At 71.2% G+C, this 12,744-nt stretch carries 12 protein-coding genes; 3 read left to right on the top strand and 9 right to left on the bottom strand.

Translation table 11 applies throughout. The features are described 5' to 3' along the window. Positions 1-3 precede the first annotated feature (3 nt). Positions 4-1,260, bottom strand: a complete 1,257-nt coding sequence (locus tag ABZX22_RS07165; RefSeq protein ID WP_354906692.1) for a glucarate dehydratase family protein — start codon at positions 1,258-1,260, stop codon at positions 4-6. A 111-nt stretch (positions 1,261-1,371) separates the two neighbouring features. Between ABZX22_RS07165 and ABZX22_RS07160 the strand changes: the two genes are divergently transcribed. Further along, positions 1,372-2,799, top strand: a complete 1,428-nt coding sequence (locus tag ABZX22_RS07160) for an aldehyde dehydrogenase (NADP(+)) (RefSeq protein WP_354906691.1) — start codon at positions 1,372-1,374, stop codon at positions 2,797-2,799. 109 nt (positions 2,800-2,908) lie between these two features. On the opposite strand, the gene ABZX22_RS07155 is transcribed toward ABZX22_RS07160, so the two are convergent. The 5 genes from ABZX22_RS07155 to ABZX22_RS07135 are packed head-to-tail and all read right to left on the bottom strand — an operon-like array spanning position 2,909 to position 7,731. Continuing rightward, entirely contained in the window at positions 2,909-3,811 is a 903-nt protein-coding gene (locus tag ABZX22_RS07155; RefSeq protein WP_354906690.1) for a 5-dehydro-4-deoxyglucarate dehydratase, read from the bottom strand. Between the two features lie 33 nt (positions 3,812-3,844). Then, positions 3,845-4,603, bottom strand: coding sequence for an IclR family transcriptional regulator (locus ABZX22_RS07150; RefSeq protein WP_354906689.1), 759 nt, complete (start codon positions 4,601-4,603; stop codon positions 3,845-3,847). 40 nt (positions 4,604-4,643) lie between these two features. After that, positions 4,644-5,504, bottom strand: coding sequence for a carbohydrate ABC transporter permease (locus ABZX22_RS07145; protein ID WP_354906688.1), 861 nt, complete (start codon positions 5,502-5,504; stop codon positions 4,644-4,646). Next, positions 5,501-6,427, bottom strand: coding sequence for a sugar ABC transporter permease (locus ABZX22_RS07140; protein WP_354906687.1), 927 nt, complete (start codon positions 6,425-6,427; stop codon positions 5,501-5,503). The genes ABZX22_RS07145 and ABZX22_RS07140 overlap by 4 nt, the downstream gene beginning before the upstream one ends. Continuing rightward, positions 6,424-7,731 (bottom strand): sugar ABC transporter substrate-binding protein, encoded by a 1,308-nt coding sequence (locus ABZX22_RS07135; RefSeq protein ID WP_354906686.1) that lies wholly within the window; start codon positions 7,729-7,731, stop codon positions 6,424-6,426. Before ABZX22_RS07135 ends, ABZX22_RS07140 begins: the two co-directional genes overlap by 4 nt. Positions 7,732-7,868: 137 nt before the next feature. Here ABZX22_RS07135 and ABZX22_RS07130 point away from each other — a divergent pair, with 137 nt between their 5' ends. After that, positions 7,869-8,663, top strand: coding sequence for an NAD(P)-dependent oxidoreductase (locus tag ABZX22_RS07130; protein ID WP_354906685.1), 795 nt, complete (start codon positions 7,869-7,871; stop codon positions 8,661-8,663). A 21-nt stretch (positions 8,664-8,684) separates the two neighbouring features. Here ABZX22_RS07130 and ABZX22_RS07125 read toward each other — a convergent pair whose 3' ends face one another. From ABZX22_RS07125 to ABZX22_RS07115, 3 genes are all read right to left on the bottom strand, one after another. Beyond that, the gene (locus ABZX22_RS07125; protein ID WP_354906684.1) at positions 8,685-9,188 is read right to left on the bottom strand and encodes a hypothetical protein; all 504 of its coding nucleotides are present in this window, start codon (positions 9,186-9,188) and stop codon (positions 8,685-8,687) included. A 258-nt stretch (positions 9,189-9,446) separates the two neighbouring features. Further along, positions 9,447-10,496, bottom strand: a complete 1,050-nt coding sequence (locus tag ABZX22_RS07120; protein ID WP_354906683.1) for a mandelate racemase/muconate lactonizing enzyme family protein — start codon at positions 10,494-10,496, stop codon at positions 9,447-9,449. After that, positions 10,493-11,377, bottom strand: a complete 885-nt coding sequence (locus ABZX22_RS07115) for an NAD(P)-dependent oxidoreductase (RefSeq protein WP_354906682.1) — start codon at positions 11,375-11,377, stop codon at positions 10,493-10,495. The genes ABZX22_RS07120 and ABZX22_RS07115 overlap by 4 nt, the downstream gene beginning before the upstream one ends. 194 nt (positions 11,378-11,571) lie before the next feature. On the opposite strand from ABZX22_RS07115, the gene ABZX22_RS07110 reads away from it, so the two are divergent. After that, positions 11,572-12,528, top strand: a complete 957-nt coding sequence (locus ABZX22_RS07110) for a LacI family DNA-binding transcriptional regulator (protein ID WP_354906681.1) — start codon at positions 11,572-11,574, stop codon at positions 12,526-12,528. Positions 12,529-12,744: the final 216 nt, after the last annotated feature.

Raw genomic sequence — 12,744 nt, 5'->3', positions numbered from 1 at the left:
GGGCTACCAGCGGGGGCGGCTGGTGACGAAGGAGGGGTTCACCCTCCTCATGTAGCCGGTGTCGTCGCGGGAGGTGAGCCCGCACTTGAGGTACTGCTCGTGCATCACCGCCAGCGCGTCCCTGTCCAGTTCGACGCCGAGCCCCGGCCCGGTGGGCACGGGCACCGCCCCGTCCACGAACCGGAGCGCTCCCGGGGCCACCACGTCCTGCCCGTCCTGCCAGGGCGTGTGCGTGTCGCAGGCGGTGGCGACGTTCGGGACCGCGGCCGCCAGGTGCGTCATCGCGGCCAGGCTGATCCCGAGGTGGGAGTTGGAGTGCATGGACAGCGAGATCCCGAACGTCTCGCACAGCCTGGCCAGCTGCACCGAACGCGCCAGCCCTCCCCAGTAGTGGTGGTCGGACAGCAGCACCCCGATGGCGCCCTCCCTGATCGCGGGCGGCAGGTGCTCGAAGGTCACCACGCACATGTTGGTGGCCAGCGGCATCGGCGCCTGCGCCGCGACGGCGGCCATGCCGGAGATGCCGGCGGTGGGGTCCTCCAGGTACTCCAGCGTCCCGGCCAGCGCGCGGGCGACCTGGATCGAGGTCTCGACCGACCAGACGGCGTTCGGGTCCAGGCGGAGCGGGTGGTCGGGGAAGGCGGCGCGCAGCGCCTGGATCGCCGCGACCTCCTGGGCGGGTTCGAACACTCCGCCCTTGAGCTTGATGGAGCGGAAGCCGTACTCCTCGATCAGCAGCCGCGCCTGCGCCACGATCCCTTCGGGATCGAGCGCCGCGCCGAACCTGTCGTCGGGCTCTCCCGGGTGACCGGCCCACTTGTAGAAGAGGTAGGCGCTGTACGGCACGGCCTGCCGTACGGCGCCGCCGAGCAGATCGCTCACCGGGCGCCCGGCGGCCTTGCCCCGGATGTCCAGGCAGGCGACCTCGAACGGCGAGTAGACCCGGTCGATGCTCTTCTCCTTGGTGGCCGCTCCCGTCAGCCCGTGAAGGTCGCTCACCACGTCGCCGACCAGGGTGGAGACGCGGGCGTAGATCTCGTTCTGGGCGTGTACGTCCATGCCGATGAGGGCATTGGCCGCGGTGCGCACCTTTTCCAGGTGGGCCAGGTCGCCGTAGGTCTCGCCGAGCCCGGACAGTCCTTCGTCGGTGACGATCTCGACGATCGTGCGCAGCGCCCACGGCTCGTGGACTCCGGCGGCGTTGAGCAGAGGCGGGTCGCGGAAGGCGACCGGGGTGACCGTGATCTCTCTAATGTTCATATATGTGAACAACCGCCAGAATTGTGGACGAATGTCAGTACTGTAAGAATCTGGCTGAGCCAGTGTCAAGGCAAGGTAGAGTGAAGTGTGATATTGCATAGGGGTGAGGCGATGATCCACGCATACGACCCGCGCACCGGCGGCACCTTCGGCGAAGGCGTCCCCGAGGCCGCCGACGCCGATGTCGACGCCGCCGTCGCGGCCGCGCACGCGGCGGGACCTGCCTGGCGCGCGGCGAGCAGGCCCGAGGTGCTGGAGGCCGTCGCCGAGGCGCTGGAGGCCAACGTCGACGAGCTCTGGGCCGTCGCCGACAGGGAGACCGCGCTCGGCGAGACCAGGTTGCGCGGCGAGGTGGCCCGCGCGGCCAGCCAGTTCCGGCTCTTCGCCGGCGTGCTGCGCGACGGCGGTCACCTGGAGGCGGTCATCTCGGTGCAGCCCGACGTGCGCCGGATGAACCACCCGCTGCCCGGCGTCGTCGGCGTCTTCTCCGCCTCGAACTTCCCGTTCGCCTTCTCCGTGGCGGGCGGTGACACCGCCTCGGCGCTCGCGGCGGGCTGTCCCGTCGTCGTCAAGGCGCACCCGGGGCACCCGCTGACCTCCGAGCTGACGGCGCGCGTCATCAGGTCGGCGCTGCCCGACCCCGCGCTGCTCGGCCTGGTCCACGGCCTGGCGGCGGGCAAGCGGCTGGTCCAGCACCCCGACGTGGTCGCGGTGGGCTTCACCGGGTCGATCCCCGGCGGCAAGGCCATCCAGGCGCTCATCGACGAGCGCCCCGACCCGATCCCGTTCTACGGCGAGCTGGGCAGCGTGAACCCGGTCGTGGTGCTGCCCTCCGCCGCGCGCGAGGGGCTGGCCGAGGGCTTCGCCGCGTCCCTCACGCTCGGCACCGGGCAGTTCTGCACCAACCCCGGCCTGGTCTTCGCGCCCGACGACGCGGACCTGGTCGCCTCCCTCGGTACGGCGGTCGCCGGCACGAACGGCTCGCCGATGCTCAGCGATCGCATCAGGGAGGGCTACCTTCAGGGGCTCGAGCGCCTGTCCAAGCTCACCCTGCTGGCGGAGGGCGGCCGGGGCGAGGGGGAGTGGGCGGTCGCGCCCAAGGTCTTCACCATCGACCTGGCCGCCTTCGCCGCCCGGCTGCCCGAGGTCGCCGAGGAGTGCTTCGGCCCTTCGTCGATCGTGGTCACCTACTCCGACGCGGCCGAGCTGATCGAGGTGCTGGAACGGCTCGACGGCTCCCTGACCGCCACCGTCCACGCCACCGACACCGCCGAGGCCGCGCCGGTCGCCGAGGTGCTGGCGCGGAAGGCGGGCCGGCTCGTCTGGAACGGCTGGCCGACCGGCGTGGCGGTGTGCTGGGCGATGCACCACGGTGGTCCGTGGCCGGCCAGCACCGCCCCCGAGCACACCTCGGTGGGGGCGATGGCCATCCGCAGGTGGCTGCGGCCGACGGCCTACCAGGGCTGGCCGCAGGAGCTGCTGCCGGCGGAGCTGCGCGACGACAACCCGCTGGGCATCCCGCGGCGCGTCGACGGCTGACCGCCTGGCGAGTGGGGCGAGGGCCGTCGGCGACCGCGCGGTCTGTCCGAAGGCCCTGCCCCGTCCCGGCCGCCGCGGTGGCCGGGACGGGGCAGGACGGGCCGTGGGGTTACCCCGCCAGCTCCAGCCCCGCCGCGATGATCCGCTCCAGCTCGGCGACGTGGCCGGGCGACGGGTCCACCAGCGGCGCCCGCACGCCGCCGACGTCCAGTCCGCGCAGCCGTACGCCCGCCTTGACCAGCGACACCGCGTAGCCGGGCACCTGGTCCCGCAGCTCCACCAGCGGCAGATAGAAGCGCGTGAGCAGGCGCTGCACCATCACCTCGTCCCCGCCCGTGACCGCCTTGTGGAAGGTCAGCGCGATCTCCGGCGCGAAGGCGAAGACCGCGCTGGAGTACAGCGGCACCCCGAGGCCCCGATACGCCGGAACCGTCAGCTCGGCTGTCGGCAGCCCGTTGAAGAACGTGAACGGGCGGTCCGTCGCCTGCCGTACGCGAAGGATGATCCGCTGCAGCAGGTCGAAGTCGCCCAGGCCGTCCTTGAAGCCGATGACGTTGGGCAGTCCGGTCAGCTCGGCCACCGCCGAGGGCGTGAAGCGGGCCGTGCCGCGCTGGTAGACGATGATCGGCAGGTCGGTGCCGGCCGCGACCTGCCGGACGTAGGAGACCAGGCCCGCGGCGGGGGCGGTCACCAGGTAGGGCGGCATCAGCAGCAGCCCGTCGGCGCCCGCCTCCGCCGCGGCCCGCGCGCAGGCCTGGGCGAACGGCAACGACCCGCCCGCTCCGGACAGCACGGGCACCCGCCCGGAGGCGGCGGACACGGAGGTGGCCACCACGGCGGAGTACTCGTCCAGCGCCAGGGCGTTGAACTCGCCGGTGCCGCAGGCGGCGAACACCCCCCCGGCCCCCGCCGTGACCCCCTTGGCCACGTGCGCGGCCAGCGCCTGGCCGTTCACGGAGCCGTCGGCCCCGAAGGGGGTCACGGGGAAGAACAGAACACCATCAAGACGCATTTCTTTCCTCCAGAGAACGCGCCGGATGATGTGTTATCGGATGCCCTCCCGGCGCAGAGTGGCAGCCAACCTGCGGGTGTGGCTGATGACCGCCTCGGCGATCCGCTCGATCTCCTCGCGGGCCAGGTCCGCGGGCATCGAGCAGCTGATGGCGTCGGTGGCGGGGATGCGGTAGTCCACGGCCACGGCCACGCAGGCCACGCCAGGTGTGCCCTGCTCTCGCTCGAGCGCGTAGCCGCGGGCGCGTACCTGATCGAGCTCGTCGGTGAGCTTGGCCAGATCGGTGATCGAGTGTTCGGTGAGCGCGGGCAGCGGGTCGGGCAGCAGCGCGGCCACCTCGTCGTCGGTCAGCTGCGCCAGCAGTGCCTGCCCGAGCGCGGTCACGCTCGCGGGCAGCCGGCGGCCCACCCTGGAGACCGCATGCCGGTCGCGCGACTCCCGGGTGGCCAGGTAGAGCACGTGCGCGTCGTCGCGCCGGGCGAAGTGGACCGTGTGCCCGATCTCCTCCCGCAGGTCCTCCAGCGTGTCGTGCGCCAGCGGCAGGGCCGGATCCTTGTCGAGGTAGGCGGTGCCGGTCAGCAGGGCGTGCGGCCCGATCCCGAAGGCCGAGGCGCCGGGCTCCGTCTCGACCCACCTGAGCCCGGCGAGCGTGCGCATGAGGGCGTGCAGGCTGCTGCGCGGGAAGCCGGTGCGCTGCTGGAGCTCCGACAGGGTCAACCGTTCGGGCGAGGCCGCCAGGGTTTCCAGGATGCGGACCGTTCGCTCGGCTGACTTGACCATCGAGGGCTCCATGCCTGACAGAATAATGGATGCCATCCATGTACATGGACATCTACCCTTTGACGGCGCCGCTGGTCAGGCCACGCATGAACTGCCGTTGGAAGGCCAGGAAGGCGATCACCGAAGGCAGCAGCGCCAGCAGCGACGCGGCCAGCAGCACCCCGATGCCGACCTCCTCGTCCGAGCGGAGCGAGCGCAGCGCGATCGGCAGCGTCCAGTGGCTCGACTCGTTGGCCACGATCAGCGGCAGCAGGTACTGGTCCCAGATCATGGTGAACCCGAAGACGCCGATCACACCCAGCGCGGGCTTGCACAGCGGCAGGATGATCGTGAAGAACGTGCGCAGCTCGCCCGCGCCGTCGATCTTCGCCGCCTCCTCCAGCTCGACGGGCACCTCCTTCATGAACTCGGTCATGACGAGGATCGAGAAGCCCCACGCGCCGACCGGCAGGATCATCCCCGCGTAGGAGTCGATCAGGTTCGCGTGGAGGAGCGGCATGTCGGCCAGCACCAGCGAGAGGGGGATCGCGATGATCTCCTCCGGCAGCATCATCGTGGCCAGCATGATCAGCAGCACGAACGACATGCCCCTGAACCGCTTGCGGGCCAGCGAGTAGGCGGCGAAGACGCTCACCGTCATCTGCAGCGCGAGACCGAACCCGACGACGACGAAGGAGTTGACCAGGTAGAGGTAGACGTTCTTGTCCGCGGCCTGGGCGAAGTTCTCCAGCGTGAACTCGTCGGGCCACAGCGTGAAGCCGGTCGGGTCGAGTGTCCTGCTGAAGGCGCTGACCAGCAGGCCGACCAGCGGCCCGGTGAAGACCAGCACCATCACGGAGTAGACCAGGACCTTGCCCGCCGTCGCCAGCGGCCCCCCGCGCGCCTCCAGGCCCAGCGCGCTGTCGAATCTCATGCCGGCCGCCTCCTGCGCATCAGCTGGACCAGCACGGTGAGCGCGAGCGTGGCGGCGAACAGGACGACGCCTCCGGCCGCGGCGACGCCCAGCTCGCTGCGCTGGAAGCCGAGCTTGTAGATGAGGGTCATGAGCACCTCGGACGAGCCGTTCGGCCCGCCGTTGGTGAGCACGTACACCTCGACGAACACCCGCAGCCCGCGGATGGCGGCCAGCGTGAAGAGGATCCAGAAGACCGGCCGCAGCGCGGGCAGCGTGATGTGGCGCAGCCTCGACCACGTGCCGGCGCCGTCCACGGCCGCCGCCTCGTACAGGGTCCTGTCGATCCCGACCAGGCCCGCCAAGAAGATCATCATGTCGTACGGCGTGCCGCGCCAGACGCTCATCCCCATGATCGACCAGAGCGAGGAGTCCTCGCTGGCCAGGAACGGCTGGGGGTCGACGGCGACCCAGCCCAGCACGCTGTTGAGCAGGCCGCTGGCGTCAGGGTGGTACATGATCCGCCACACCTCGGCCACCGCCGCCATCGTGGTGACCACCGGCAGGAACGCCGCCGTCCTGACGAACCACAGGTAGCGGGCGGGCCCCTCGACGAGCAGGGCGAGCACCAGGCCGAGGACCAGCGAGCCGACCGTCGTGCCCACGGCCAGGACGACGCTGTGCGAGACCGCGCTGACGAACGCGTCGTCCGACATGATCGTCCGGTAGTTGCCGAGCCCCACCCACTCGTCGCCCAGGAAGGGCTGGACCTTGAAGAAGCTCATCCGCAGGCCCTCGAACATGGGGATGAACTTGAAGTACAGGAACAGGATCAGGGCGGGGGCGAGGAACAGCCACGCGACGGCGGTGCCGCGCCACCGCCCCTGCCCGGGACGGTGACGCGAAGCCGTGCGCTGCTCGGGCCGCGCGAGCGTCGTGGTCACGATGCCTTCTGGGCCCGCAGTTCCGCGCTCAGTCTGGTGGCCAGGCCGTCCATGGCCGTCTTCACGTCGGCGCCGCAGTCGGCCCACACCGCGTTGATGGCGTCGGCCGAGGTCTGCCTGATGGGCGCCCAGTTGGGGACGGGGGAACTGTAGACGGCGTCGGCGTAGGCGTCCTGGAACACCTTCCACCGCGGATCGGTCCGCTCGGCGGACATGTCCACGTTCCTGTTGACCGGCAGCCTGACGATCGCGCCGTTCGCGTCCTTGTTCATGCCGATCCTCTGGCCCTCGGGCGAGACGGCGAACTCGGCGAACTTCTGCTGGCCCTCCTCGTCGGCCGAGCCGGCCATCAGGTAGACGTTCTCGCCCTCGCCCAGCGTGCCGGGACCGCCGGAGGGGCCCTTCGGCACCTTGACGACCTCGAGCCTGTCGGTGCCGATGCTCTTGACGAACCGGGCCAGCACGTACGGCCCGACCAGGTAGATACCGCCCTGGCCCTTCTCGAAGACCTCGTGGGTGACGGTGGTGTCGTTGCTGACCGCGCCGGGGTTGACCGTCCTGGCGACGCAGAACTGGTTCTGCAGCCACCTGACCGCCTCGACCGTCCTGGGGTCGGCGACCGCGGGGGCGAACCTGCCGCCGCCGTTGTCGGTGAGGAACGTGCCGCCGTTGGCGTAGATCATCGAGGAGGCGTACCAGGAGGCGTAGCCGCGCTTGGTGCCGGCGGGGGCGACGAAGCCGTAGGTGTCCCTCTGGCCGTTGCCGTCGGGGTCCTGCTCGGTGAACGCCTTGGCCAGCTTCGCCAGGTCGTCCCAGCTCTGCGGAGGCTGGAGGCCGACCTTCTCCCTCCAGTCCTTGCGGATGATCAGCGCGAACGCCTGCGCGGAGAACGGCGCCGCGTAGTACTTGCCGTTGCCGGCCTGCGCGGCCTGCCACGCCCGGTCCGACAGCCGGTCGCCGCCCTTGAGCCTGGCCTTGTCGACCTCCCGCAGCCAGCCCTGCGTCTGCATGTTGCCGAGCTGGGCGGTGTCGTTGATGACGATGTCGGGCAGGTTCTTCTGCGCCGCCTGCTGCTGCAGCTTGGTCTCGAAGTCGTCGAAGAGGGCGACGACCTTGGTCTTGACGCCGCTGGCCTTGGTGAAGGCGTCGGCCAGCTTGACGGCGGTCTTGGCGGAGTCGGAGTCCGGTGCCTGCCGGATCCAGATCTCCAGCGCCTGGTCATCCGAACCCCCGCCGGAACCGCAGCTGGACAGGGTGACGGCGAGCGTCGTGACTAACGCGGCCCCGAGCAGATGACGTGGCATCAGACCGCCTCCTCGTTCACATACGTGGACAGGCTTCGCGAATGTGTCATTCGTTCATGTGAACGTAACGACTGGCCTGCATCGCGTCAACATTCCATGTATGTGAATTCACGCCAGAGGCGTGTACAACAGTCACCATGCGCATCCTTGTCACCGGCGCTGCCGGGAAAGTCGGCACCCTGCTCCGCCCTCTCCTCGCCCGTGAGGGACGGATCCTCCGCCTGTCCGACGTGCTCCCCCTGCAGGCCGGACCCGGGGAGGAGGTCGTGACCGCCGACCTGACCGACGCCGACGCCATGGCCTCCGCCATGAAAGGCGTCGACGCCGTCATCCACCTCGGCGGCCAGAGCCGCGAACACCCGTGGGCCGACATCGTCGACGCCAACATGAACGGCACGTACGTGCTGCTGGAGGCCGCCCGCCAGGAAGGGGTACGGCACGTCGTCCTCATGGGCAGCCACCACGCGGCCGGCTTCCACACCCGCCCCGCCGGCGGGGCCGACCTGCCCGACTACGCCTTCCCCCGCCCCGACACCCTCTACGGCGTGAGCAAAGTCGTGATGGAGGCGCTGGGCAGCCTCTACCACGACAGGTTCGGCATCAACGTGACGGTCATCAGGCTCGGCACCTGCAACGAGGGCTCCGGCGACACCAGAGGGCTGGCCACCTGGATCTCGCCGGGCGACTGCGCCCGGCTGCTGGAGGCGGCGATGCGGGCCACCGGGTACCACGTGGTGTGGGGAGTGTCCGACAACGCGCGACGGTGGTGGTCGCTGCAGGAGGCCAGGGCGATCGGCTACGAGCCGCGGGACGACTCCGAGGGGCACGCGGCTCCGCTCGTCGCCGCGCAGGGCGAACCCGACCTGACCGAGCCCCTCCATGACCGGGCCGGCGGGCTGTTCACCTTGCGGGAGCTGGGCGGACGCTGGTGACCGCGTCCGCGACCGGCTCGGTCATCCGGCCTCCGGGGTGAAGGCGGGGTCGTTGGTCAGGGCCACCCGGTCGAGCCTGGCGCCGTCCTCCCGGTAGGCGAAGGCGATCGTGTGGGTGCCGGGCGACAGGGTGTAGGCGACCGGGACCTCTGCCCAGTGCCAGGAGGTGCCGAGCGGGATCCCGTGACACTGCGTCCACGCGCCGCCGTCCGACCTGACCCAGAAGGAGTCGTCGCCGTCGGTGGCGGCGATCACTCTGGCGTGAAGCCGGTAGGCGCCCTGCTCGGGGACGGTGAACGTGAGCGTGGCGTGTCCCGTGGCGGGGGCGCTGGCAACCGGGCGGGAGGGCGGTGCGGCTTCCACGGGCGGGAGGGCAGGCGCGGCGCTTTCCGCGGGCGGGACGGCTTCCGGAGGGAGGGCTTGCGCGGACGAGGCGGTTTCGGGGCGCGGGGCGGCGTCGGCGGGCAGGGCGGTGAGCCCGAGGGCCAGCAGGGTGACGGCGGGCAGGCCACGTAACGTGATCACCTCCATCACCATGCAACCGGTTGTATTAGTTACTGGTCCGGGCCGCCCCTGACGGCAAGGCCCAGCACCAAACGGTTGCAGCCCCTGTAGCGCCCACACGACGAGGTCCCCGGCAGGGCGTCCCGCGTCGGACCCAGGCGACTGGGCCGGCGTGATGTGGGTCGGTGTCACGTCGGCTCTGGCTCGGGTCGGATCCGGGCGGCTCGGCAGGGGTGATGTGGGTCGGTGTCAGGTCGGCCTTCTGCCGGGCCGGGTGGATCAGCGGAACAGCAGACCCAACCCCCGGTGATCGCCGACCGTCACCTTCGCGCCCGCGAAGCTCACCGGGTACGGCTCGGCCAGCAGCCCCAGCGCGGCGAAGGAGGCGTCCTCCACCTCCTCGGCCATGCACGGCAGCGGCAACGCGAGGGCCAGCTGCGCCGACAGGTCGGGCAGCAGGTGGGGATGGACGGGCACGTCGAACGCCCTGGCCAGCTCCACGATGCGAAGGAAGGGGGTGATGCCGCCGACCCGCACCACGTTCGGCTGGACGACGTCGCACGCGCCGGAGGTCAGCAGGTCGCGGAAGCCGTAGACGGTGTAGACGTTCTCGCCCACCGCGATCGGCACGTCCACCTGTCTTCGCAGCCCCACGTGGGCGGGAACGTCGTCGGCGGGCAGCGGCTCCTCCACCCAGTGCAGGCCGAACGGGGTCAGCGCCTCGATCGCGCGCCTGGCCCGGTGCAGGTCCCAGCGCTGGTTGGCGTCGACCATGAGGAGCGTGCCGGGGCCGACCGCCTCGCGGACGGCCGCGACCCGTTCGACGTCCTCACGCGGATCCGGCCGGCCGACCTTGATCTTGACGGCGGGGTGGCCCGCCGCCTTCCACCGCAGGGCCTGGGCGACGAGCTCGTCGAGGGTGTAGTGGAGGTTGACGCCGCTGCCGTACACGGGGACGGTGTCCCTGCGCCTGCCCAGCGTCTCCACCAGGCCCCGCGCGCCGCAGCGCAGGTCCCACAGCGCCAGGTCCACGCCCGCCAGCGCGATCGTGGTCAGGCCGCCGGGACCGGCTTCGCGCAGGTGCCGCCAGAGCGTGTCCCACACCACCTCGGGGTGCGGGTCCATGCCGATGAGCGCCTCGCGGATGTCGTGCTCCAGCAGCGCCCTCACGGCGCTCGCGCCGATCTGCGGGGTCCACGAGAAGCCCGTGCCCGTCCTGCCGTCGTCCAGCGTGATCCGCACGACCACGACGTGGTTGTACGGCACGTCCGGCCCCCACGGGCGGAGGAGTTCGGGGGTGCGGGCGCTGACGCGCAGCTCAGTGATCATGCCCCGGCCAGCTCGGTGCGCCAGCTCCGCTTGGCCGTCCAGCCGAGCAGCCGCTCGGCCTTGGCCGAGGTGAAGGCGGGGGCGGCGCCGGTGAGGGTGTGCGCGGCGGCCGCCGTACCGGGGACGATCTCGGGCAGGAGCTCGGCCAGCGGCGCGCGGGCCAGCGCGTCGGCGGCGCCCGCGAAGAACACCTCGCCGCTGGGGATGCCGGGCAGCCGGTCGAGCAGGGCGGTGACGAGATCGGCGGCGTCCCTGGCGTCGATGTAGTTGAACAGCGAGACCGCCGCGAGCTCCGGCCGGTCCAGCCGCTCGGCCATGGTGTGGCCCTGCTGGGTGGGGGCTCCCGCCCATTCCTCGGGCGCGACGACGTAGCACGGCCGGACGGCCGCGAACCTGGTGCGGGAGGCGCGCGCGAAGGTGGCCGTCACCTGCTCGGCGACCTGCTTGGACAGGCTGTAGGCGTTCCACGGCTCGGTGGGGTGCTCCTCGTCGATCGGCAGGTAGCGGGGCCGCCAGGCGGGCGTGCCGTACCCGATGACGGTGGGGCTGCCGGCCACCACGACGCCGGCGACGCCGGTGGCGGCGGACGCCTCGCACACGTTGAAGGCCAGCTGGGTGTTGGTGCGGAAGGTCACCCCTTCCGTCCTGCTGAAGGGGGTGGCGATCGCGGCCAGGTGGACCACGTTGTCCGGCCGGAACCGGGTCATGACCTCGTAGGCCTGGCCCAGGTCGGTCAGGTCGGCGGGCAGGGTGGCGGCGGCCTGCGGGGGAGTGCCCGGTGCGGTGTCGACGCCGATCACCTCGTGACCCGCCTGCGCCAGCGCGACGACGACGCTGCGGCCGAGCCGTCCCGCACTGCCCGTCACCAGTGTTCGTGTCATCGGCTACCCCACTCCCGAGGCTCGACGTAGCAACCGGTTGCACCGGAGTATTCGGGTACGGCGGGGAGCCGTCAAGCGGTGGCAGGAGCAGTGCTGACGGGACGCGATGACAAGGAGTAAGTCCTGGTCCGGCCGATTGACACCGCTACAACCGATTGCACTAGAGTGCGGCCAGTGGTCGGAGGAGGCCTGCTGTGGCGGTGACGATCAGGGACGTCGCGCGGGCGTCAGGGGTGCACGTGTCGACGGTGTCGCGCACCTTCTCCGCGCCCCATCTGGTGAACGCCGAGACGCGCACCAGGGTGCTCGCCGTGGCCGACGACCTCGGCTACCGGCCGAACCGGGCGGCGAGGGCGCTCACCACCGGCAGGACCCACAACCTCGGGTTGATCGTGGCCGACATCGCCAACCCGTTCTTCTCGTCGCTGATCAAGGCGGCCCAGGCGCAGGCCAGGCTGCGCGACTACCACGTGTTCGTGGCCGACACCGACGAGGACCCGCAGGTGGAGGAGGAACTGATCCAGGCCTTCGCCAAGCAGGTCGACGGCGTGCTGCTGTGCGGCCCGCGCCTGGCGAACAGCACGATCGAGCGGCTGGGCGAGCAGGTGCCGCTCGTGGTCGTCAACCGCAGGGTGAATGACCTGCCGACGGTGCTGATGGACGTCGGCAGGGGCGCCCGGCAGGCGATCGAGCACCTGGTCGCGCTGGGGCACCGCAGGATCGCGCTGGTGACCGGCCCCAGCGGGTCGTGGACCAGCAAGGAGATGCAGGCGGCCGCCACGGCAGGAGAGGCGGACGTGGTCTTCCTCGGCCCCAACCCGCCCACCGAGCTCGGCGGCAGGTCGGCCGTGACCGACGTGATCGCCTCCGGCGCCACGGGCGTGCTCGCCTACAACGACCTGGTGGCCATCGGGCTGATGGAGGGTCTGGCCGAACGCGATACGCAGGTGCCGCGCGACATCAGCGTCATCGGGGTGGACGACATCCTGCCCGGCAGGTTCGGCAGCCCCAGGCTGACCACGATCGCGATGCCGACGGCCGCGGCGGGACGCATGGCCGTCGACATGCTGCTGAACCCCGTCGCCCCGGGGGTGACGACGCTGGAGACCAGCCTGGTCGTCCGCGAGTCGACAGCCGAGGCGCGCAGGTGAGCGTCGGGTCGTGCCGGGTCGCGCAGCGAGGTGCGGGTCGTCAGCGCAGGTGAGCGTCGGGTCGTGCCGGGTCGTGTCCCGGTGAGCGTCGGGTCGTGCGGGGTCGCGCAGCGAGGTGTGAGTCGTCAGCGCAGGTGAGCGTCGGGTCGTGCCGGGTCGTGTCCCGGTGAGCGTCGGGTCGTGCGGGGTCGCGCAGCGAGGTGTGAGTCGTCAGCG

The sequence above is a fragment of the Nonomuraea sp. NPDC003804 genome (genome assembly GCF_040610675.1).
GTDB lineage: Bacteria > Actinomycetota > Actinomycetes > Streptosporangiales > Streptosporangiaceae > Nonomuraea.
The sequence above is the reverse complement of the archived record's forward strand: the minus strand, read 5'-3'. Positions and strand labels throughout refer to the sequence as shown.

Excerpts from the sequence above, each read along its gene's own strand:
- ABZX22_RS07165 (WP_354906692.1), bottom strand. The coding sequence starts at position 1,260 with ATGAACATTAGAGAGATCACGGTCACCCCGGTCGCCTTCCGCGACCCG.
- ABZX22_RS07160 (WP_354906691.1), top strand. The coding sequence starts at position 1,372 with ATGATCCACGCATACGACCCGCGCACCGGCGGCACCTTCGGCGAAGGC.
- ABZX22_RS07155 (WP_354906690.1), bottom strand. The coding sequence starts at position 3,811 with ATGCGTCTTGATGGTGTTCTGTTCTTCCCCGTGACCCCCTTCGGGGCC.
- ABZX22_RS07150 (WP_354906689.1), bottom strand. The coding sequence starts at position 4,603 with ATGGAGCCCTCGATGGTCAAGTCAGCCGAGCGAACGGTCCGCATCCTG.
- ABZX22_RS07145 (WP_354906688.1), bottom strand. The coding sequence starts at position 5,504 with ATGAGATTCGACAGCGCGCTGGGCCTGGAGGCGCGCGGGGGGCCGCTG.
- ABZX22_RS07135 (WP_354906686.1), bottom strand. The coding sequence starts at position 7,731 with ATGCCACGTCATCTGCTCGGGGCCGCGTTAGTCACGACGCTCGCCGTC.
- ABZX22_RS07130 (WP_354906685.1), top strand. The coding sequence starts at position 7,869 with ATGCGCATCCTTGTCACCGGCGCTGCCGGGAAAGTCGGCACCCTGCTC.
- ABZX22_RS07120 (WP_354906683.1), bottom strand. The coding sequence starts at position 10,496 with ATGATCACTGAGCTGCGCGTCAGCGCCCGCACCCCCGAACTCCTCCGC.
- ABZX22_RS07115 (WP_354906682.1), bottom strand. The coding sequence starts at position 11,377 with ATGACACGAACACTGGTGACGGGCAGTGCGGGACGGCTCGGCCGCAGC.